The 21,932-nt window shown below is 45.3% G+C and carries 17 protein-coding genes and 2 riboswitches; of the genes, 4 read left to right on the forward strand and 13 right to left on the reverse strand.

Annotation, left to right across the window (positions count from 1 at the left end; all coding sequences use genetic code 11):
• Positions 1-34 precede the first annotated feature (34 nt).
• Genes ACFRAM_RS03225 through ACFRAM_RS03235 form a run of 3 tightly spaced genes read right to left on the reverse strand, consistent with a single transcriptional unit; the run spans position 35 to position 2,883 of the window.
• Positions 35-772 (reverse strand): hypothetical protein, encoded by a 738-nt coding sequence (locus ACFRAM_RS03225; protein ID WP_379464495.1) that lies wholly within the window; start codon positions 770-772, stop codon positions 35-37.
• 8 nt (positions 773-780) lie between these two features.
• The gene (locus tag ACFRAM_RS03230; protein WP_379464496.1) at positions 781-2,223 is read right to left on the reverse strand and encodes a sensor histidine kinase; all 1,443 of its coding nucleotides are present in this window, start codon (positions 2,221-2,223) and stop codon (positions 781-783) included.
• 3 nt (positions 2,224-2,226) lie between these two features.
• A complete protein-coding gene (locus ACFRAM_RS03235; protein WP_379464497.1) occupies positions 2,227-2,883 on the reverse strand; it encodes a response regulator transcription factor in 657 nt (218 codons plus the stop codon).
• Between the two features lie 143 nt (positions 2,884-3,026).
• Between ACFRAM_RS03235 and ACFRAM_RS03240 the strand changes: the two genes are divergently transcribed.
• The gene (locus tag ACFRAM_RS03240; RefSeq protein ID WP_379464498.1) at positions 3,027-3,365 is read left to right on the forward strand and encodes a hypothetical protein; all 339 of its coding nucleotides are present in this window, start codon (positions 3,027-3,029) and stop codon (positions 3,363-3,365) included.
• 32 nt (positions 3,366-3,397) lie between these two features.
• A complete protein-coding gene (locus ACFRAM_RS03245; RefSeq protein WP_379464499.1) occupies positions 3,398-4,030 on the forward strand; it encodes a hypothetical protein in 633 nt (210 codons plus the stop codon).
• A gap of 63 nt (positions 4,031-4,093) precedes the next feature.
• Here ACFRAM_RS03245 and ACFRAM_RS03250 read toward each other — a convergent pair whose 3' ends face one another.
• The 3 genes from ACFRAM_RS03250 to ACFRAM_RS03260 form a co-directional block, all read right to left on the reverse strand.
• Positions 4,094-5,095 carry a phosphotransferase gene (locus ACFRAM_RS03250; protein WP_379464500.1) on the reverse strand — a complete coding sequence of 334 codons (1,002 nt, stop codon included), beginning with the start codon at positions 5,093-5,095 and terminating at the stop codon, positions 4,094-4,096.
• A 156-nt stretch (positions 5,096-5,251) separates the two neighbouring features.
• Positions 5,252-6,463, reverse strand: a complete 1,212-nt coding sequence (locus ACFRAM_RS03255) for a multidrug efflux MFS transporter (protein ID WP_379464501.1) — start codon at positions 6,461-6,463, stop codon at positions 5,252-5,254.
• A 104-nt stretch (positions 6,464-6,567) separates the two neighbouring features.
• The gene (locus tag ACFRAM_RS03260) at positions 6,568-7,398 is read right to left on the reverse strand and encodes an AraC family transcriptional regulator (protein WP_379464502.1); all 831 of its coding nucleotides are present in this window, start codon (positions 7,396-7,398) and stop codon (positions 6,568-6,570) included.
• A gap of 110 nt (positions 7,399-7,508) precedes the next feature.
• Here ACFRAM_RS03260 and ACFRAM_RS03265 point away from each other — a divergent pair, with 110 nt between their 5' ends.
• Entirely contained in the window at positions 7,509-8,321 is an 813-nt protein-coding gene (locus ACFRAM_RS03265; protein ID WP_066362560.1) for an undecaprenyl-diphosphate phosphatase, read from the forward strand.
• A 114-nt stretch (positions 8,322-8,435) separates the two neighbouring features.
• Here the strand turns inward: ACFRAM_RS03265 and ACFRAM_RS03270 are convergent, their stop codons facing one another.
• Genes ACFRAM_RS03270 through ACFRAM_RS03285 form a run of 4 tightly spaced genes read right to left on the reverse strand, consistent with a single transcriptional unit; the run spans position 8,436 to position 11,204 of the window.
• Entirely contained in the window at positions 8,436-9,146 is a 711-nt protein-coding gene (locus ACFRAM_RS03270; RefSeq protein ID WP_379464503.1) for a nuclease-related domain-containing protein, read from the reverse strand.
• Positions 9,131-9,670 carry a DNA topology modulation protein gene (locus tag ACFRAM_RS03275; protein ID WP_379464504.1) on the reverse strand — a complete coding sequence of 180 codons (540 nt, stop codon included), beginning with the start codon at positions 9,668-9,670 and terminating at the stop codon, positions 9,131-9,133. The genes ACFRAM_RS03270 and ACFRAM_RS03275 overlap by 16 nt, the downstream gene beginning before the upstream one ends.
• 39 nt (positions 9,671-9,709) lie before the next feature.
• Complete coding sequence (locus tag ACFRAM_RS03280; RefSeq protein WP_379464505.1) at positions 9,710-10,474, reverse strand: magnesium transporter; 765 nt, start codon at positions 10,472-10,474, stop codon at positions 9,710-9,712.
• Positions 10,475-10,493: 19 nt separating this feature from the next.
• Positions 10,494-11,204 (reverse strand): MgtC/SapB family protein, encoded by a 711-nt coding sequence (locus ACFRAM_RS03285; protein ID WP_379464506.1) that lies wholly within the window; start codon positions 11,202-11,204, stop codon positions 10,494-10,496.
• Positions 11,205-11,551: 347 nt separating this feature from the next.
• A riboswitch (M-box (ykoK) riboswitch) is annotated at positions 11,552-11,726 on the reverse strand.
• Between the two features lie 169 nt (positions 11,727-11,895).
• A riboswitch (M-box (ykoK) riboswitch) is annotated at positions 11,896-12,068 on the forward strand.
• A 351-nt stretch (positions 12,069-12,419) separates the two neighbouring features.
• Between ACFRAM_RS03285 and mgtA the strand changes: the two genes are divergently transcribed.
• A complete protein-coding gene (gene mgtA, locus ACFRAM_RS03290; protein ID WP_379464507.1) occupies positions 12,420-15,062 on the forward strand; it encodes a magnesium-translocating P-type ATPase in 2,643 nt (880 codons plus the stop codon).
• A 232-nt stretch (positions 15,063-15,294) separates the two neighbouring features.
• Here mgtA and ACFRAM_RS03295 read toward each other — a convergent pair whose 3' ends face one another.
• The 3 genes from ACFRAM_RS03295 to ACFRAM_RS03305 form a co-directional block, all read right to left on the reverse strand.
• Positions 15,295-19,845, reverse strand: a complete 4,551-nt coding sequence (locus tag ACFRAM_RS03295; protein ID WP_379464508.1) for a discoidin domain-containing protein — start codon at positions 19,843-19,845, stop codon at positions 15,295-15,297.
• Positions 19,846-20,271: 426 nt separating this feature from the next.
• The gene (locus ACFRAM_RS03300; RefSeq protein WP_379464509.1) at positions 20,272-21,045 is read right to left on the reverse strand and encodes an SDR family NAD(P)-dependent oxidoreductase; all 774 of its coding nucleotides are present in this window, start codon (positions 21,043-21,045) and stop codon (positions 20,272-20,274) included.
• Positions 21,046-21,315: 270 nt separating this feature from the next.
• Positions 21,316-21,852, reverse strand: a complete 537-nt coding sequence (locus ACFRAM_RS03305; RefSeq protein ID WP_379464510.1) for a hypothetical protein — start codon at positions 21,850-21,852, stop codon at positions 21,316-21,318.
• Positions 21,853-21,932 lie beyond the last annotated feature (80 nt).

Raw genomic sequence — 21,932 nt, forward strand, 5'->3', positions numbered from 1 at the left:
TTACTCTGCCTCTATTGTCTCCAGTTTAATCCCTCTACCGTTTGGAATTATAACTTAGCAGCGTCATGACATCCTTGCTGAAGCCTACGACTTCATTGCTGCTGAAATTAATCACAACAGAATACTTCAGGGTCTTGTTATCTTTACTCGTATAATACAACTCCACATTGGAGCCCCAACGGGTCAGATCAAGCTGCTGAGTTAACTCCGACAACGGATAACTGCCGTGTTCTTCCACGTAACGGTCGGCAATATCGAATACCTTTTCTTCCGAATTACGCGGCATGGCTCTGCTTTCCCGGTAAGATCGCAGAATCTTCAACACGTCGCCATCCTTGGCATTCAATACAATATCATAAGAATCCTCAGGAACCTCCGATGACGTCAATGTCACATAATACAAGCCCCCGGTAATCGCCTGGATATCGCTGGTGAATTGCATTGTTTGCTGTGCCCTGCCTCCATCCATGACCGCCGGCCCTGGCACATGGCTAGTCTCTTTCAACAGTTCTTTCAGCTTGTTCTGATCGACTGCCATAATCTCAAACTGCGCATGATCCAAGGTCAGCTTTTTGCCTAAAAACTTATTCACCGCTTGTACGCTCAGTGTCTTCACCGCATCCTGGGATAGAACCCCTTCGTACTCGATCTCAGTGTTCTTATGCTCCTGCACTATTTTTTTGACCATCACGGTATCCTTGGGAATACTGTTGAACCAGCTTTGACAACCTGTCATCAGCACCAGTAAGGTCGAATACAGCATAATTATCATAGATTTTCTCATGGTCGTAACTCGCTTTCCGCAACAGGGTTTGACGCAAATACAACCTCCACCGTTGTCCCTTGCTGTACATTACTTTTCACCCGAATGACGGCTCCATGGATACCTGCAACATTTTGACAGATCGCCAGCCCCAGACCTGCGCCGTTGTTGCTTCTGGTTCTGGATTTATCCGCCATGTAAAAGGGTTCGAAAATTTTGTCCTGATCCTCATCGGCAATTCCGATACCCTGATCAATAACAGCAAGAATGTAACTCTTGTCCTGCCAATACGCACGCAGTGAAATTGTCTGTTCCGGTGAAGAGGCTTTAAGAGCATTATCCACAAGATTAAAAATCAACACCTTAATTAGATCGCGCTCCAGCGGCAGCTCCCCTTTTTCACAATCCAGTACTATCTCTACATCCTTCTCCTTAGCCATGATCTCTAGCGCCGGCTTGATCTCCGTAAGAATCTCACCGAGATCCTGAAGTACCATCTGAAACTGTTCCTTCTGTAGCAAAATCAAATCCATCAGCTTCAGCGACAGCGACTCCAGCCGCTTCCCTTCCGAATAAATCACATTCAGGCCGTCCACGAACAGCTCCTCATTGTATTTGGTAGTCCGCAAAAAATTGGCATACCCGATAATTGAGGTCAACGGTGTTTTTAGCTCATGTGTAAAATTATTGATGAACCGTTGTTTCTCCTCGTTATTACGCTCCAGCTCGTTGATTTTATCTTCGACGACCTCGGCCATCTCATTGAAATTAGACCCGAGAATGCCGATCTCATCCCTCGATTTCAAAGTGACACGCTCCGAGAAATCCCCCTGGGCAATGACTTTCGCGGTGCGGTTCAGGCGGTCAATGGATCTTGTCAGTCCTCTGCTCACGAAGAACATAATGGCCATAAATAGAAGACAGGCGGCCAAATCGACCTTGGCAAAAAAGCTGTACTGATCTATGCGGTCCTGATATACCGGAGTAACATCCTTCATATAGGTGAATACATATTTTTTATGATTAATATCTGTAATGTTCGAGGTAAATAGTATCGTCCGGGCATCGATCTCCCGCAAAATATAATGAATGCTGTCATCATCCAGATTATTCAGTTCGCTTCGTTCCACAGGCATTGGAAAATCGGAGTTGTTAAACACCGTACGCTGCGAATCATCTGTAATATCCATATAAATGCCCTGATCACTGTTCTTGTCCACAAATTCATTAGCAATACGCGTTAAGACCGTCTTCTCATAATCAATCGAATCATAGATTCGCAGAATCGGCACGATGGCATCCACGCTGGAATGAATGCTCATATTCTGACTTAGGGCCACGTTGATCGCTTGTCCCAGCATCTTATTGTGACTACGTTCAATTACCATAATGGAAGCGACGTTAAAAATAATGACAAACACTAGAATCGAGAACAGATATATTTTCTGCCAAAACTTCATCCATCAGTCCTCCAACCGGTACCCGATTTTGTAGATGGTCTTGATCTGCTCCTGTAAATTCAGCTTTTTGCGCAACGATTTAATATGCATATCGACCGTTCGGGTTTCCCCGTAATAATCCCCGCCCCATACCTTATCCAGGAATTGTTCCCGTGTCAGCGCGATATTCTTGTTCTTGAGCAGAACCACCAGCAGATCATACTCCTTCGGTGTCAGTTCCACAGGCGCTCCTTGAATCACTACTTCTCTTTTATCAAGATCCACTTGAACGTGCTGAAACTCCATCATCCTGTCTTCATGACCATATCTGCGCAGCACCGTCTCAATACGGGCCAGTAGTTCAATGGCTTCAAAGGGCTTGACCATATAATCATCAGCACCTAGCTTCAGACCGTTCACTTTATCGTAGACCGAGTTTTTCGCCGTCAAAAAGATTACAGGAATCCCGTAAGGCTTGATTCTCTCCATCAGCTCAAACCCGTCCAGATGGGGAATCATCACATCCAGTAATACAAGATCGAACTTCTCCTGCTTGAGCACGTTCAGCGCTGCGAGCCCGTCATACACCTCCGTTGTGGCATAGTTCACTAGATTGAGGTTCATCTTGATTATTTTGGATATATGAACATCGTCTTCAACGATCAGTATCTTCTTATTCATCTCTATCATTCTCCTGAAAGGTTCCATAGTCATAATTCTACCTGATTATATATGATTAAGCCCGCAACCGAAACAACACCCTTGAGAAGGAGTATGGTAAAATAATGGAAATAGATCTTGTCAAAGAAGGGGGGTTCTTTCACATGAACAAGAAATATCTCTTGGGGATTGCGGCACTTTTGGCTGTTATGTTTATCTTTTCGACCTATAGCCACAAACGTGAACCAAGCAACGATAATGTAATCTCCCTGCATAAGCTGCATACGTTGGCCCAAAAAGGAGAGCATTTAACGTGGTCGGATTTCGAGGGTTACCCTTTTGAAGATATCGGTTCCGGGTTATACATCCGTAAATATGAAGTGGAAGGCGGAAGTCATTTATTGCTTAGCGGTGGAAGCACAGATCTTGCTCCAATGAGCATTAATCTGGTCAAGACAAACGGGGAGCGGATCGCTATCCGGTATGAGGAGATTAATGGTTGATAAAGTTAATTCTTAATTAGGAGGTTACTCTTATGAAACTAAAAAAAATCAGTGTCATTTTACTTGCTGGTGTATTAACCTTAGGAATCAGTGCTGTCGCCTCTGCTAATGGTATGATTTACAAAAATTCCGTAAAACCAAAACAAGCTAACACTTTAGACAAAGGGTATAAGGTAGTGAATGGAAATGTTTATGACAAATATGGAAATCTATTGATAACTATGAAAAATAGATTTACGCCGGATGGCTACACCTTATCACCAAATTTCAGTGTAGTTTATGGTGATAATACTAATGAAGAAACAGCTTCTTCATTAGTATCATCCACTGGCACTGATATTTTTAACGGAACAAAGGGCGTACCTAAGAACACTAACGAAACTCAGGGTGTTAAACTTGGTGCGGATTTTTCATTTACAGGTAGTGAACCTGATTTGTACATAGAATATTCATCAGGCACAATGGATCGTGTTAACTTCAGCTTAAACAATATTACAACCGGACAAGTGGTTACATGGTTCTCAAATGTTCAGGCTGGTAAATCCAGAACATATTCAGGAGCTTATAATTCTTCAAGATCTGGTGATACATTTAACGTAAAAGCTAATGGACAGGGAGGTTCTGGCAACGTTACTTTAACGGTGAAAACTGTTCCCCATAGCTAATTGTGATCCACTAAAAAGACGCTTCTTGCAGGAGTGTCTTTTTTCTTCTTAGACCAAGCCTAATTAAGGATGCTGTAGCCATTGCTCAATTTCATCTATCTTTTCCGAGTATCGTTTAATCGCGTTGATCGTTCCCGAGACCTGTTCAGTTCCTAACTGCTGTTCTCTTTCATCCGTACATTCTATCCATAACGACCGCTTCAAGCTATATTCCAGCCAGTCTAATTTTCCTAAAAAACCGTTCGCTAAAACCGTGCTCCAATTGGCTTGCAGTGTTCCGCCCTTCCTTCTATAGCCGCTTAAAAAAGCAAAGAATCTTTGCTTATCTACCTCCCCATGCTCATCTTCAGACCAATACAAAGCCGTTTCAATTAAATCTTGCATAGGGTTTCTATAGCCTGCTGATTCCCAATCAATCAGGACGGGTTGATCTTGGTTCCACAACACGTTTTTGGAGTCTAAATCCCCATGACTAACAACCATACTTTGCGTAAGAAGTTTGGCAGATTCGATGGCTAAATTATCCCAAGCTTTAAGCTTATCGAGGGTTTCCAGCAGGAGGCCAACCCATTCTGAATGACTCTCCTGTCCTTTATCCAAGTAGAATTTCCAATCTACTAACTGCCGTACCTCTGAGTTGTTGTCCCCGAGATTCAGCGCTGAAAAATCAGTTCTATGTATATCTGCCAGTATGGAACCTATTTTCTCACAATGGCCTATTTGTATTTCATCAGGCCTCAGGCTCCTGCCCGGTATCCAATCAAATACAAGGTAGAACTGTTGATCCACTTGCTGAATAGAAGTTCCATGGTATTGTTTAGCTGGAAGTCCCGGGATTTGAGCTGCGGCGGCAGCGTTAGCAATGTGTTCTGATCTCACATAATTCTGCATAGCCGTTGGTCTGCGCATGATTTCCGGGTTCAAAGCTTTAATAACATATTTCCCGGTTGTCGTTACAATCTCAAACATACGGTGCATCAACCCGCCTGACAACGCCACAGGGCCATTCACGATCTCCCCAAGCTGTAAACTACTACATAACGTCTCAATTTGTTGATCTTTCATTGTTATATTCACCCCACCTCACTAATTCTGGATGAATATTACAATCCCCTGCCAACTGGTTCAATTAAGCCTTTAATAAAAAAACTCCTGCACATGGCAGGAGCCTCATCCATTTTACTGGACCGTTTCTTCAATTGGACAACGATCCTGTCATATCTACACCGTCTGTGCTCTGTTCCCTCGCTTGTTTAACACACGATACAGCTTGAAATACACCCATACGGCATTGATCAAGAGCAAGGAACTGGTCACGAAAAAGACATAATGAATACCAAACCAAGCTGCCACCTGACCCCCCAGAACAGCACCACCGAACGTTCCCAAATACCCTGCCGACATATTAAAACCGAACACTCTGCCTGTCAGTGCAGATGGTGTGATCTTCTTAACCAGGATATTGACGGAGGGAACCAGTCCCCCAGCGGCTAATCCCAATAAGAAACGAAGCACCATCAACTGCCAGGGGGTCGTGACAAACGCCTGTGGGATAAAAATCAGGCCTGCCGCAACTAAGGCTACCAATATCACCTTGTGGGCACCGATCTTATCCGATAGCTTCCCAAGTCTTGGGGCGGCAACGATGTTCGCCAATCCCGAGGCTGAGAACGTCAGCCCAGCCAGGAGTGCGATATGTGCACCATTACCGGAAAGATGCGTGATGTACACGGTTATGATTGGCTCGACAGAATACAGGGCCACCGTCAACACAAAGAACGTCACGAACAACGTAAGGGTTAGGCTTTTCTCAGGCACGGCGCGCCAGACTTCCTTCATCCCAAGCGTCGCTTTGTCCTCGCGCTGGAAGGATTCTTTCACGAATAAAGCCGTCGTTATAAAGGCTACAACCATGAGAGCACCGGTTATGAAAAAAGAGTCCTGCAAACCAAAATTCTCCGCGATAAAACCGCCGATCGTCGGCCCAATCAATGAGCCTGCAATACTGGCTGTTGAAAGTGTACCCAGCGCCCAGCCTGCATGCTCCTTGTCAGTTTGGGTAGCAATTAATGTCGTACAAGCGGTGCTGTAGCCAGTTATTGTTCCCTGCAATAAGCGCAGTCCAATCAATACATAGACATGGTGAGCAAAACCCATGCAGCCCACAACAATCGCCATTCCGAGACTCGCCCGCAGAAGCATCGGTTTGCGCCCGAACTTGTCGGCGGCCTTCCCCCAGATCGGGGAGAAAATGGCGGAAACAATGAAAGTAATCCCGAACGCAAGCCCGGAATATTGTGCAATGGCATCGGGATTGTGAACCCCAAGATGCTTGATGTAGAGCGGCAATACCGGGGCAATCTGACTCATCCCCACGCCGGTGACGAACATTCCGAACCAGCATACCCACAGATTTCTTTTCCAAATTGGCATGATGATAGGCCTTCCTTCTGTCTGAACTGCAACTATTGTGAAAGTCCGCTTTACAATAATGACCTCATATTAACAGTCGGATTGGCTTTCCACCATGCATTATTTTAGATCACATGGACTTTTTTGCTGTAATATTCTGAGGGACTGATCCCTTCGAGTTTTTTGAATATTCTGCTGAAATAGAATTCATCCGTGAACCCAAGACACTGCGCAACCTCTCTGATCTTTCTGTCACCCTCTAGAATCATTTCTTTAGCCTTGTCGATTTTCAGCTTATTAAAGAACTCTATAATCGAATATCCGGTAATTTCCTTGAACGTTCTGGATAAATAGGTTGGGGATAGCTGGACCAAATCTGACAGTTGACCCAATGTTACCCTGGAATTTATATTTTGATGCATAAAGGTAATGATTTTTTCTACTTTCAAGGAAGTCGCATAATTCTGATGATGCTTACCGGTGCTCTGATAAATATTAATTAACAATTGCTGGAACAGCGTCTTGGTCATAAACTCATATCGCGGCAGTTTCGCATTCCAGCTTTCCACCAATTTTTTAAAAGCATCTTCAATTTGATAATAATCCTGTAAATGTTGTCCTTCTTGCAGGGGGAGCATGCTCTTCGCATCACCAATCGTCCAGATATCTTCATCAAAGCCCACGTGAGCATAGCTGAAATGTACAGACATAAAGCAGAAGGGATCATCAGCATCTAACACTATAGTTTGCAAGACTCCAGAACCAATATAGAAGAGCATGCCTTCTTTGATCTGAAACTCTTTTTTTCCAATTTTAATCTGCCCATTCCCTCCAGTCACTAGAATTAGCTCATGATGGTTAAGGGTTCTCGTTTTCTTGCGAAACGTTCTATTGGGTTCATTTCCTTTCCTGGAATTGCAATAATGAATGTGAAAAAAGAGATTATTGATCTTCATAATTCCCTCCATTGACGCTGATGGACTGTCATGTGGCACTAAGGTTCTATTGTCATCCCCCCAACAAGTACGATATGATGACAAAGATTACAAATATATTGGGAGGTAAAATGGAAGATATTATACTGTGGCTAAAATACTTGTTTCTAGGAATTGTTCAAGGGGCAACAGAGCCCATCCCCGTTTCTTCAAGTGGACATCTGATTATCGCACAAAAACTACTAGGATTAAAACAGAACGGATTGTCATTTGAAATCTTGACGAACACTGCTTCACTGATCGCGATTTGCTTTATTTTCCGAAAAGATATTGCAAGACTCATCGGTGGATTCTTTGGATTCATTCGCACCCGCAAACCAGAATACAAGTCGGATTTCCTCTTTTCTTTGTATGTCGTTATCGGTACCCTGCCAGCGGTAATCGTGGCCGCATTGTTCAAAGATCAAATTGAGGAAATATTCTCCTCCGTGCACACGGTTTCCATCGCATTGCTCGTTACGGGTGTAGCACTGTGGCTAATTCGTAATCTTCGTGGCCGCAAACAAGATGGTGATTTAAAAGCACGGGATGCGGTTCTGGTTGGTCTTGCTCAAGCAGTCGCTCTTATTCCGGGCATTAGCCGCTCTGGGGCAACCGTCATCTCCTCCATCGCTGTAGGGATGAAGCAGGAAACCGCATTAAGATTTTCGTTCATGCTCTATATTCCTGTTAGTTTAGGCGGACTGGTGCTGGGTGTATCCGATATTGCCCATGATCCGAACCGCTCAGCGTTGGCTATTCCCTACATAATCGCGTTTATTACTACGCTAATTGTGACTTATTTCTCCATGCGTTGGTTTATGGGAATTATGGCCAAAGGGAATTTGAAATACTTCTCATATTACTGCTTCGTAGCCGGCATATTACTCCTTATTTTCATGTGAGTACCTATCCAACTACAACTTCGACCCTCATGCAGACCCTTGTGATTACAAAGGCCTGCATGAGGGTCGGTTGTTTTTAGGCATTTTTTTATTTGAGATGAGTTGGTCAGTCTATTATTGAGACTGTTTTATCTTTCCAATATGGGCTGCTCTTAATGCAGGATCTTGAATATTGGCATTAGCAATACTATCGTAAATCTTCTGAATCTGATCCGTTGTGAGTACGGGTGTAGCCGATGTCAGCCGCAGCCGATTGATCTTTCGCTGAATAAACTCGGACAGCTCTGTATCATATACAATCAGCTCATTGGACTCAATCTTACGCAATTCCGGATCAATGCTAAATCGGCAGCGCATGGTAAAGGAAATCATAGATATGTAAGTTAACCCGGGAAATCCGTGCAAGACCAACTCTAAAGCCTTTATGTGTCCATAATTCTGCCTCAAGGGGTTATACATGTTGAATCTGTTGCTTACGCGCCAATACTTGTCAGACCGGGTTCCTTTAATCTCGCCATTATAATTTTTAGTCTCGATGACGAAAAGGCCGTACGGTGAAATAACCACATGGTCAATTTGCGAGTATCCAGTCTGAGATTTAGGATTTGGGATCATAATATCGCTAATGTATTTCGTGTCTTTGGGCAGCTGATCCAGTTGAATGTTGATCTTATATTCCCCTAGTTCACCTATTCTGGAGGCTTCGATGCTCCGGGTTTTTGGCGCATTTGATCTTGTGGATGCTTTTGGGTTGGATGATTTCTGTGGCTTTGGACTGGTAGTTTTACTGGACGATTTTAACCATTGCTTTAATTTCGTGAACATCTTGAAGCTCCCCTACCTTTGCTTCTAAATTCATCTAACACCTTTACCGCTTCTTTAGGCGTTTTTATGATAATAATTCGAGTTTGATCGGAGTAGTTTTGAAGCTTATCCATGATTCCGGGCAGCCGTTCTTTCCTGAAATTCCAGCCATATTTTATAAATTGCCAATCGATCGACTCCGGACATTCTTCATTCAAATCCGGCCTGCTCTTGCCATGATATTGGATCCTCCGCTTAATCACTCTGTAGGTAGTGATCCATGGAGACAAATCAAATAATACGATGACATCCGCTGCCTGCATTCTAATATCTAGCGTTCTTCCATAATAACCATCGATGATCCATTCCTCTCGTTCCACCAGACCTTTGATCAGGTCAACCCACTCTTCATTTGGTATCTGAACCCATCCCGGCTTCCAAAAGTACAAATCTAAATGGTACACAGGCAGCTGCAATATTTCTCCCAGTTCTCTTGAAAACGTTGATTTACCTGAACCATTGGAACCAATAATCATTATTTTCATTTAAAACCCCTTCTCTGTAATTATGGTTTAATATGAAAATTATACCACATCATCAAATGTGACAATGCCCATAAGCACGTTGTCAGGCGTTACCACAGGAACGGCGAGCAGACCGTATCTTTTAATTATCTCCACTATCTCTGTGCGAGGTGCATCCGGGGAAGCCGTGATCAGCTTGGAGCTCATAAGATCCAGAATCAACTGCTCCGCAGAAGCAACGATTAGTTGCCGCAAGGAAACTACACCCAGCAATCGTTTGTTATGATCCGTGACATACAGGTAATAAATCGTTTCTGCATCACTTGTCATTAGTCGCAAATCATTCAATACCTTCGTTACTGTATCCGCGCCGTCAATTGTATAGATATCGGTTGTCATCAAGGAACCCGCAGAACCTTTCGGATAGGCAAGCAGGTGCTTAATGTCCTCTGCTTCTTCTTTCTCCATGCGCTCAAGGAAAAAGTCCGCTTGTTTATGCGACAGCAGACCGAAGAAATCGGTAGCGTCATCCGAAGGCAAATCGTTCAGCATCTCGACAGCGTACGTTTGATCCAGCTCCTGAATGATGTTCTTTTGCCGCACTGGCGCCAGTTCACTGAAGATTTCTCCAAACTCAGCAGGTGATAGTAGCGTGTAGATCCGCTGACGTCTCTGAAGATCCAGGGTGAGAAAGAAATCGGTCTGATCTGAGGGATGCAAATTCAAAAAATCCTTGCGAAATCCTTCCCGTTCGCCCTCTTTCAGCGCTTGAAGCATGTAATAAGTATATTCCTCACGGAATTTGTATTGATGCAGCTTGAGCATGTTCATTCCTCCTTTTCGCTTACAATTGTTCTACTTCGACGCTTTGTACATGATCGATCTTCTTAATGAAGTAATAGATTTCCGTAGTGTACTGCTTATCGGGCACAGACAGCGTCAGATCAATCAGTTGGCATTGATTATCGAGATCCTTCAGCTTCATATAACGGATTTTGAATTCGCGTTTTGCTGACAAGGACTCTTGGTCCTTGCCTTCTATCATCTGGATCAATTCGGTCATGCGGTAGTTGGGCTCGACTACAATTTTGACCCCCACATCATGCCGGCTCAGCGCTTCCGGACCGACGGATTTGATCAGCATGGGAATGACATTGACCGCAAGAATAAGCAACAGCACGCCTGCAAAAGCTTCTGCATAAAATCCCGCCCCAATAGCAATCCCCAAACCTGAGGCCGACCAGATCAACGCTGCCGAAGTCAGACCGGAAATGACCTCATTGCTTCTGCGAAGAATAACGCCGGCTCCGATAAAACCAACACCGCTTACCACCTGCGCGGCCAGTCTCATCGGGTCCATATTGGGATGGTTCGGGCCGCCAAATTTGCTAAATGCCTGATTAGATACAATGGTGATTAGGCAGCTCGCAATACAGATTACCATGCTAGGCCGCAAACCCAGTTGTTTGTGCTTGATCTGTCTGTCTATACCAATAAGCATTCCAAATAGCAGCGCCAGGCCAAGCTTCATCATCATTTCCAGTTCCATCATCATGATTTTCACTTCCTCTTGTACTTATTTTATGGGAAAACAAAAAAAGCCCTTCAGTTAAGAAGAGCTTCGAACGGCCATACGATATTCACTAGATTTGCATACCAAATAAACCTGTCAGCACGGTACTTTCCTTTCGTTCCATGAAACGAAAAGCTCGAACCAACCAAGGGCACATGAACGCAGCGCTAGTAAACAGCCAGTCTTTTTTCTTCTTAAAACCAAGTAATGATTCATATAAACTGCTCCTGAAAACCTGCTACTGTCCATGTGATATTCCCCCCTTTCATAAATAAAAAACCCTCTAGATCAACTAGAGGGCTGCATAAGCGTAAGCACGCAAAAAAGATTCCGGCTCCCCCTGGTTGAGTTTTGGCACTATACAACGTAAAGAAATACCATCATTTCTTAGCTGCCTTATGGAAAGCCTTATGCCGACAATCCCTGTTCTACCCGTAGGCATCTTTCGATGTTCCCGGGCAGCAGCCTGTGTTTGTATAGGAGCCTCGCCTAACGAGGACTATTAGATTACTAGGTGGATTTTACGCTGGCAGGGTCAGGTTGTCAATAGGTATTTCACTATCAAAATAGTAATCACACACGGTGCTGCTAACTCATACATATATAGCGCAATGTTTCAAAAAAACCTCTTGACTTTAATACATTACAAGGCTTACTATTGCAGAGGAATTGAATATGTCCTCGTTAGGTGAGGCTCCTATATGAACATAGGCCACTGCCCAGAAATATCGAAAGATGCCCATGGGTAGAACAGGGATTGCCGGATTAAGGCTTTTCATAATGTGGCTAAGAGTGTTATCACTCTTTACGTTGTATAGTGCCAAAACTCGACTAGGGGGAATACGCTGTTTTTTTGCGCGTTTTTTTAACCCTCTAGTTCGTCTAGAGGGTTTTTCATTTGACTAAATAAGGGGGGATACCGCATGGATGGCAGTCCGAGTTGTAGGATAATCGTTGTAAATTCAAAGTTTGTACAGAGAGAGAACCGCGTTCTCTTTACGCTCCAATCATTACTCTGCTTCATTCCCTGCGAAAAAAGTATCCCCGCCGGGTTTGTTTAAGTATGCGTTTTTGACATGTGAGTGTAAAAAGAAGCGGTGTATCCACAGCTCTCTCTGACATCAGGGAGAGCTTTTTTTGCATTTCATACCGCTACAAGACGCAAGCCGTAACTGTTTGCGCAAGGAGGAATTTCACATGTTCAAAAACATCAAAAACAAAGACCAAATGAATCAAACCATTGCAGAACGTCTCATTCAAGCTTCCATCTCCTCACAAGAGGATCTTATGGAGGATTACAGCACACATCAGCAAGGACTTACGGAAGATGAAGCGAAGCGCAGACTGGAGAAATACGGGCAAAATCAGATTGCTCATGACAAAACACCTGCCTGGTACATCCAACTGCTGGCCTGCTTCAAGAATCCGTTTATATTGATTTTGCTCTCACTCGCTGCCTTTTCCTATTTTGTCGACAATGATGTTCAAGCCGTTATTATCATCGTTACTATGGTTACTGTTAGTACAATAATCACCTTTACACAGGAATTCCGCTCCTCACGAACCGCCGAGAAACTCAAAGCGATGGTCAAAACGACCGCCACGGTAACCCGTAAATCTGAGCAGAAAGATATTAATATGGAGCTGCTAGTGCCTGGCGACATTATTCATCTTTCAGCAGGTGATATGGTTCCGGCAGATGTAAGACTGATTGCTTCAAAAGATCTGCATGTTGGTGAATCTGCCCTAACCGGCGAAGCCATGCCAGTGGAGAAGCTTGACATCCTTCCCCGTGGATCTATTTCACAGTCACGTAAGCAGAATAAACCTCTGAATGCGCTGGAACTAAGAAACATGTGTTACATGGGCACCAATGTCATCAGTGGTACTGCTTCAGCTGTGGTTGTAGCGACAGGCTCCGACACTTATTTTGGCTCCATGGCTGGCACGCTGCTTGGCAAATCACCTCTTACCAGCTTTGATAAAGGTGTGAAAAGTATTACTTTTGTGCTGATCCGCTTCATGCTGATTATGGTACCGATAATCTTTGTGGTTAATGGCTTTACCAAGGGAGACTGGTGGGAAGCTTTACTGTTCGGTCTGTCTGTTGCCGTCGGCCTGACTCCTGAGATGCTTCCAGTCGTTGTAGCCGGTAACCTGGCCAAGGGTGCTGCAACTATGGCTCGCAACAAGGTTGTGGTCAAACGTCTGAATGCGATTCAAAACTTCGGAGCCATGGATATTCTGTGTACCGACAAGACGGGAACGCTAACTCAGGACAAAATTATTCTTGAGAAACACCTCGATGTGCATGGTCAAGAAAACAGCAAGGTGCTGGAATACGCCTACTTGAACAGCTATCATCAGACCGGACTTAAAAACCTGCTGGATGTTGCCGTTCTCGAACATGCCGAGCTAACACCTACACTAGGCGCAGAGCAAAACTATCGTAAGGTCGACGAGATCCCCTTCGATTTCAATCGCCGGCGCATGTCTGTAGTTCTCGAAACAACGAAGAATAATCACCTTCTGATCAGCAAGGGTGCAATGGAAGAGATGCTCAGCATTTGTACTCATGTCTCGGATAGCACTAAAGGTAAAATCCCTCTCACAGCAGAGCTTATTGAAGAAGTACAATCACTAGTGCAGCAGATGAACGAAGATGGCCTGCGAGTGCTTGCCGTGGCGATTAAGGAAAATGAAGCTAAAGAGGAACTTTACGGAATCGCTGATGAGCAGGAGCTTACGCTCGTCGGATATCTGGCTTTCCTTGATCCACCAAAAGAAACAGCTAAAACTGCCATCCGTGCGCTAAAGGAAAGCGGCGTAGACGTCAAGGTAATTACCGGCGACAATGCTGCCGTAACCGGGAAAGTCTGTAAGGATGTCGGCATCAAGGTTAATGATATTCTGCTCGGCAGCTTTATTGATGACATGACGGATGAGCAATTAGGTGCAATCGCCGAGAAAACAAGTGTGTTCGCTAAGGTGAATCCTATGCAAAAGGCTCGCATTGTACGTGTGCTGAAAAGTAATGGTCACACCGTAGGCTTCATGGGTGACGGCATCAACGATGCCATTTCCCTGAAAGAAGCAGATGTCGGTATTTCTGTCGATACAGCAGTCGATATTGCCAAAGAATCCGCAGATATTATTTTGCTTGAAAAGAGTCTGATGGTACTGGAGCAAGGTGTCATTCAAGGCCGGATTACCTTCGGCAATATGATTAAATATATTAAGATGACGGCCAGCTCCAACTTTGGCAACATGTTCAGTGTACTGGTAGCCAGCGCTTTCCTGCCGTTTTTGCCAATGCTGCCCATTCACCTGCTGATCCAAAATCTGTTCTATGATGTTTCGCAGCTCTCCATTCCATGGGACAAGATGGATAAAGAATATCTGCGCAAACCGCAAAAATGGGATGCTAAATCCGTCAGCAGATTCATGGTGTTTATTGGCCCGATCAGCTCCATTTTCGATATTTCGACTTATGCTTTAATGTGGTATGTCTTCTCGGCGAATTCCGTGGATCATCAGACCCTGTTCCAATCCGGCTGGTTTATCGAAGGCCTGCTCTCGCAGACACTGATCGTACACATGATCCGCACCGAAAAAATACCGTTTATCCAAAGCCGGGCCAGCGCGCCTGTCATCATCTTGACCAGCATCATTATGGCGCTCGGTATCTATCTGCCCTTCAGCGGATTCGGCGCCAGCATCGGTCTTCAGCCGCTGCCATTCGCCTACTTCCCTTGGCTGATTGCTACTCTGCTGGCATACTGCGTGGTGACTCAACTCGTTAAGAAATGGTACATCCGCAAGTTCCAAGAGTGGTTGTAAGACAAACTTAGGATACGGACGTAAGGCTCGGTCGTCACTACGGTGGAATGTTTGGACTTTCGGTCGCTGTTGTCCCCAGATTTCTTCGATTAAACCGCTTATAGCGGTTTAGATTCTTCAATAATAAAAAAAGAAACCTTTCTTTTAGAAAATGGAAGCAAGAGCTAACCATTTCAAAAGAGAGGTTTCTTTTTTACTTTCAATACTTACTTGCCAATAGATTTAGTCAGTCTTAATTATAAACATTCAGCTCAGAGATCGACCACCAGTAATTCGAAGGACCAGTGAGCTCGATTCTGAAGTATCTCGCCTGCTGCTCCGGGAAGCTCAAGCGTTGAACAGCAGTGCTGCCTGTTCCGGAAGTGATTTCTGTCCACTCCTTGGTATCTTGGGAAGCATATACCCGATAAGCAGCAGCATAATCGTCTGGTCTGGAAGAAGAGTCCAGCTCAATTTGCTTGAAGCTTGTGCTGCTGCCCAGATCTACTTGGAGCCATTGGCCGTCTGCTTGCGGAGCACCAGTGGTCCAGCTAGTATGCTTATCCGCGTCAATAATATTCAGCAGGTCTGAATCTCCATAAGTAGAGCCTGTAACCGTCCAGTTCGCACGGTCCAGGACGATAGGCGCGTCATTCTCTGGAGCCTCTAGTGGCAGACCTTGTTGCTTGTCAATTCCATAATGATGAATTTCAAGTTCTGCGACAGACCACCAGTTGCTGGCTTGTCCAGTTTGAACGATCTTGATGTAACGTGCCTTTTGCTCTGGCAGTGTTATACGTTGATAAGCTTCGGTTCCTTTTCTGTTAGCTACAGGCTGGCCCCAATTAACACCATCGTTCGATACATAGATTTGATACCCTTGGGCGTAATCTGAGGTGGAATTGCCGGAATCCAGCAAGAGCGTATTAAAAGTCTGTGTCTGCCCCAGATCAACGCTCAACCACTGTCCATTAGTCTGCTTTTTTCCGGTGCTCCAGCGGGTAGCATTACTACCGTCAACCAGATTGGCTGTCACATCTGCACCGTTGCTGGAAGAAGCCGTAATCTTCCATTGTGAACGATCTTCTAGAGGCTTGGTTAGAGCCTTCTTCAAGGGTTCTTGCCCTTTATTAAGTTGAGCAGCCGAAATTTCGGAAACGGACCACCAATTGCTGGAAGAGTCATTCAAGGCTACTTTAACATATCTTGCAGTCTGCAGTGGGAAAGACAAAGCCATACTTGGTGCTGTACCCACACCGCTGGCGATTGGCTCGCCCCAATCCTCTCCGTCCTCGGAAGCATAAACTACATAGCTGTTAGCATAATCGCCATAGTTAGTACCTGAGTTAACGAACAGAGTATCGAACTGTTCCGTTTGTCCCATATCGACTTGAATCCACATCTTGTCGCTTTGAGCCGTACCACTGGTCCAACGGGTATCCAGCTTGCCATCCAGCATATTCTCAGGCCCTTCACCGCCTGCACTGTTGGATGCCTTAGCTGTCCAGGCTGAACGGTCGAGGTAACGAACACCAGCACCGGCTTCAGGACCAGTAAGCTTGGTTACTTTGGTTGGGTCTACAGAAACGATGGCAGAAGGATACACGGTTGCCGTGCCCACTTTTCCAGTTGCATTATAGAAGTTGACTGTCTTGTCCACTCCAGATGGATTCCACACTTGCGCAGTATACTTGGTTCCGTCGTAGTATACGGTTGCTGCCGGATCATCAGCCCAGATATCTGTGGAACGGTTTCCGAGCGTTGCCATGCTATTAACGAACCAATAGGTATTGAATACTTCATTCTTCTGCATATCTTTCGGATTCCATTTTGCCAGAACGGCTTGCGGCTCGCTCAGACTTTGGAATGGCCAAATGAGATGCTGCCAGACGTCCTCAGGTCCGTTGTTGTCAATTACCAGACCATCATACAGCGCTTTTGCTTTTTCCGGCTCGCGGCCATAATAAGTCATCCACTCTGCGGTCGGCAGCCAGTGAATACCGTAAATATGCTGCGGATTTCCAGAGAAGAAGGTTCCATACAAGTAAGAGCTACCATAGACTTGCCCTACAATATGATGCGGATAATCCGACAACCAAATGTCTTTATCATAGTTGAACCAGTATTGCTCTACTGCTTTCTCTTCAGTGGTAAAGCCCCAAATTCCCGCATTACGATAAGTATCGTTGCCGGTAACCTCGCCCCACATATATTCACCAACCCAGCCGAACAGCGACTCTCCGCCGGCTTCGAGGTTGTTACCACTCTTGTTATCGGCATAGCCGCCTGCCCAGGAGTGACCTTCATACGGATCAAAGTTACGGAACCATGGGAAATCACTGTCTGTACGCGAAGGGTTCGCGTAGTCACGGATCAGTGTCTCTACCATCGGACCATAATCACTTACGAATTCCTTATCAAATTGTCCCAGGACCGCAGATGCAAAGACGTAATATCCATAAGTAAAGTGATGATCCGTTAAGCCTACATTCATTCCGAATCCGCTGTGGTAAGGCATGAGCGCGCCCCACTCTGGTGAATAGTGGAAGTAGTAGGAATGCTTCGGTTCATCCTCGGAGTACGTATACCAATCCGTCAGAATCGTTTTGATCCAGCCCAAATAACGATCTCTTCTCTCGGTATCGCCAATCTGGTCACTGATCAACGCTCCGACTGCCAGCGGGTGAAGTTTCTTGCCCTGCCAGTAAGGATCGAGCAGCATCAGGCCTCCGGCCATATCTGCATCCAGCATATCCAGATAAGCAATAAGCTCCGAACGGGAATAGCCAGAACCATCCGGCTCCGCAAATTGCGGCACAATCCCGTTAAATCGATCTGTCGTTGTAAAGACATTGCCCTTATGCACCTTCAGTTCGCCTCGAATGGAAGGATAGGACAAGTCGGTAAGCGGCGAGTTCGTGATTTTCCATTGATGAGGCAGCAGTGCTTCAAGTGTCTCGTTAGAGAAACCAGGACGTTTCAACTCAGTCACCGCAGTGAAGCTGGTGTTCACAAGCGCTTGATTTTGATCATAGTTATAATCTACCTGTGTATCGGTGACAAATGCATAACCATGCTGATAGTACAAATTGAGGTCACTTGCGGAAGGCAGTGTAGCGAGAGACAAGTAATCTCCTTCGCCAAGCTTGATTTTCAGCATGCTGCCGATTTTCGTAAATGTCGTGCCCGGAGGAACGAAGACACCATAATTACGGACAAAAGTCTGCGGCTTAGGCGCCTTATCTTTGTTAGTCACAGTAATCCCGATATGATCAGCAGTCCAGCTCTCGCCGTCTTCCACTTGCAGCGGCTGACCCTGGTCATCGAACAGACCTGTAATTGCCGGGGACTGAAGAATAACTGCATCCGGGTTCTCGAAAGTGTTGTAAATATAAGGCGAACCTTTGACGAAGGTTGTTTTGATTTTGGCCGTTTCGTCATCACTCAGAATCACGCTCGCCGAATAATCACCGTAGCCGGAGATTTTGGTCTTCATATTCGCCGGGCTGATGTTGTTGGTGCTGAGATAGAGATCCGGATCCCCGTCCGCATTCATCGAGCCACCATCGCTAGAAGTAAATCCGGCACCAGGATTCAAAATCGCCAAGCCCTGCTTCGTGTAATTGTTCTTAAAAGGAAGCGTAATGAGGCTGTTGCCATCGCCTAGATTAGAGATCAGAATACTCTGCCACCAGCCGTTAGACGGGATTGGTGACTGGATATCAGCTGTGCGGTATTTCGGAGATTTTGGCGACAATTGTGTAATATCGTTAATCTCGTAGCTTCCCGCACCTACCTTGACGGCCGATGGAGCCAGAATCTCGGGAATCTCATGCACCGGTTTGGAGTCCCCTTCGCGGTATGCATGCACCTCGAATTCAAACAGTGAGTAGCCAAACTCTGTAGAGCGGGCATGCCCAAGCATTCTCACATAACGTGCATCGGCATAGAGGTCAATCGTTTCCTTGCCGCCGAAACCATTCATCTGACGGTAGATGGTGGTCCAGTTATTCGCATCATCGCTCACCTGAATGTCATATGCGCGTCCGGAAGCTCCTTCCCAATCCAGAACGACGCTGCCGATTTCACTTTTCTGACCCAGATCCACGTAGATCCATTCCGTGTCCGTATGCTTGGAAGACCAGCGTGTATCACGGCTCCCGTCGGTTGCATTATTCTTCAGGTAATCTTTCTCTGGCAAACCCTCCTTGCCCTTCTCAACATTCTCTTCCGAGGATACCGTTACCGGTTTGTTAAGAGCAATATTGGGTGCAGCAGGCTTGGGAGGTAAATTGACTCCACCCGTTCCGTATACCTGGAATTCGAAAATCGAAATACCATAGGCCGGTTGTGACCGCTCTGTGCTGAATAAGCGCACATAACGTCCCTTGGCAGAGAAGGACTCATCCGTCTTTGTACTCTGATTGTTCTTAGTGGAATAGACAGGTGTCCAGGTCTTCTCATCATCAGATACCTGAATTTCAAATGCTTTGGAATAAGCGCCCTCCCAGTCTATGGTGACACGGGAGATCGAAGCGCTTGCCCCAAGGTCTATGTAGATCCACTGCGGGTCCACACCCCAGATACTTTCCCATCTGGAGTCCTTGTCGCCGTCAACAGCCAGATCAGGCGTGTGAGCACCTGATGATGAAGAGGCATATACAGGACGGTTTAATGACATGAGATAATCCGCCTGCTCTACTTGCTTATGTACTGCTTGTGCCTGCACTAGGTGTGGCTGAAGATCGAAGGAGCCTGTAACTGCGAGCACACTGATCAACCCTGCACAGACCGCCTTTTTCAAAGTGCTTTTCCTCTTCCTGTGATAAGAATACAACATAACTTCTCTCCTCTATTCTAGTAATATATCCCACCAAAAAAATTATTTGGCTATACTAATATCGGACTCAATTTTTAATTTTTAACCTGCTTTTTAGCGGGTTTTGCGATCTTTTCCTGCCGATTATTTCGAGAAAAACCCAGGTAAATCAAGCATTGATAACGCTAACAATAATTGAAAGACACCCCGGGAAAATCCAACATCAGAACTACAAAAACATGCCAAAAGGCCCCAGCCTACCGACAGGTCAATCACGAGATTTCCCCCCCTAAATTATAGATGCTACTTTCGCCCTCATTTCGCTTATCTCAGCATCTAAAGCAAAAAGGCTGCTTCCCTGTAAACAAGGAAACAGCCTTAGTCAAATTGTGAGTCCAGATGAAGCGGTCCTTACTTTTTCAGATAGATTGGGGCGCCGAACGGTGAACCAGCTGCGCCGCCATCTACGCTGATTTCCGTACCCTGGATGAAAGAGGAGTCGTCAGAAGCCAGAAACAAAGCAACGTTGGCGATTTCCTGTGGCTCACCCAAGCGGTTCAGTGGAATTGTGCGGGAAAGTACCGATTCCAGTTGTGCCATCCCCTCTGCAGTAGATTGTCCCCAGATTGGTGTACGTGTCGCACCTGGAGCAATGGTATTCACGCGAATTCCGCGTGGTGACAATTCGGAGGCCAACACTCTTGCCAGGCTGCTTACTGCCCCTTTGCTGGCTGCGTATGCAGCATATCCAGGACTTCCGGCTGTAGCAAGCACGGAACTATTCAAGATGATGGAAGACCCATCTTTTAGGTGAGGTACAGCCGCTTGAACGGTAAAAAAGACCCCCGTAACGTTAACCTTTAGTACCTCTTCAAAGACGGAGAGTTCGGTCCCACCTGTTGGTGTTTGCGCGGTGATACCGGCGTTAGCGAATACAATATCCAATTGGCCAAATTTCTTCACTGCTGCTGCTACTGCTTGCTCGCCACTTATTGGATCCGCTGCATCCGCCTGAACGGCCAAGCTATTTGCACCTAGCTCTGCTGCCGCTGCGTCCAATGTGGCCTGATTGCGGCCGGTGATTACAACTTTGGCTCCTTCTGCGATAAACAGTTTTGCCGTAGCCAATCCAATACCGCTATTTCCACCTGTGATCAATGCTACTTTTCCATCTAATTTACCCATTATTATTCGCTCCTTTGTGTATGTGTAGTTTCAAGATGAATACTGTTTTTATCGGGAATGATCATTCTCATATATAGTAAAATTTTTTATATTTTCTTTAGTTATCTCTCGCCTGCCTCCTCTCAAAAATGATATTATCACATCGGGAACAATCGGTAAAGAATTATTTTTACTGTTCGTTCCCAATTAAAAAAGCCTGTAAACAAAGACCTTAACGGGCTTTAGTCTACAGGCTCAGGAGAGATAACATTATTCATGCAATTACGGAATTTATTTAACTTCGGTAGCTCCAGTCACTTTACCGTCAATAGCAGCCGATGCTTTTACATCTTCGCTGGCAAAGTACAGATTACCATCAATGGTTGCCGACTCATGCAAGTTAAATCCGTTGGCTTCTACATATACATCGCCTTTGATTGTACCGCCTTGCACTCTCAAATTCTCACTTTGCACAGTGAACTTAGGCACTGTAAGTGTGTAGTTGGCTGTAATATTATGATCTGCATCTTGTGCATACAGAGCGATCTTGCGGTAGATTTTGCCGTCAGCGGCGCCTTTATCACGGAATTCACCAGCTACTACAACATCTTGATCAATAGCTACATCTTTTAAAATAGCAATAATCCAATTGCCGTCCTTGCTCACAGCCTTCGTGAATGCTGCACCTTCATCAACGATCGAAGCGGTAGTCACCGCATCAGTTTGTTCAGCAGCCGGTTTATTGACCGCCGTCTCTTCTTTCGCTCCACAACCCGCCAACAATACAGCCGCTACCCCTGCTACCAACAAACTTTTCACAATTTTCATTTCAATTCCCCCTGTTTCTTATTATGAATTAATTATATATTAAAAATTAATCATAACTACGTGATAAAATTCACAAATGT

The sequence above is a fragment of the Paenibacillus sp. NPDC056722 genome (assembly GCF_042790635.1).
GTDB classification, from domain to species: domain Bacteria; phylum Bacillota; class Bacilli; order Paenibacillales; family Paenibacillaceae; genus Paenibacillus_AQ; species Paenibacillus_AQ agri.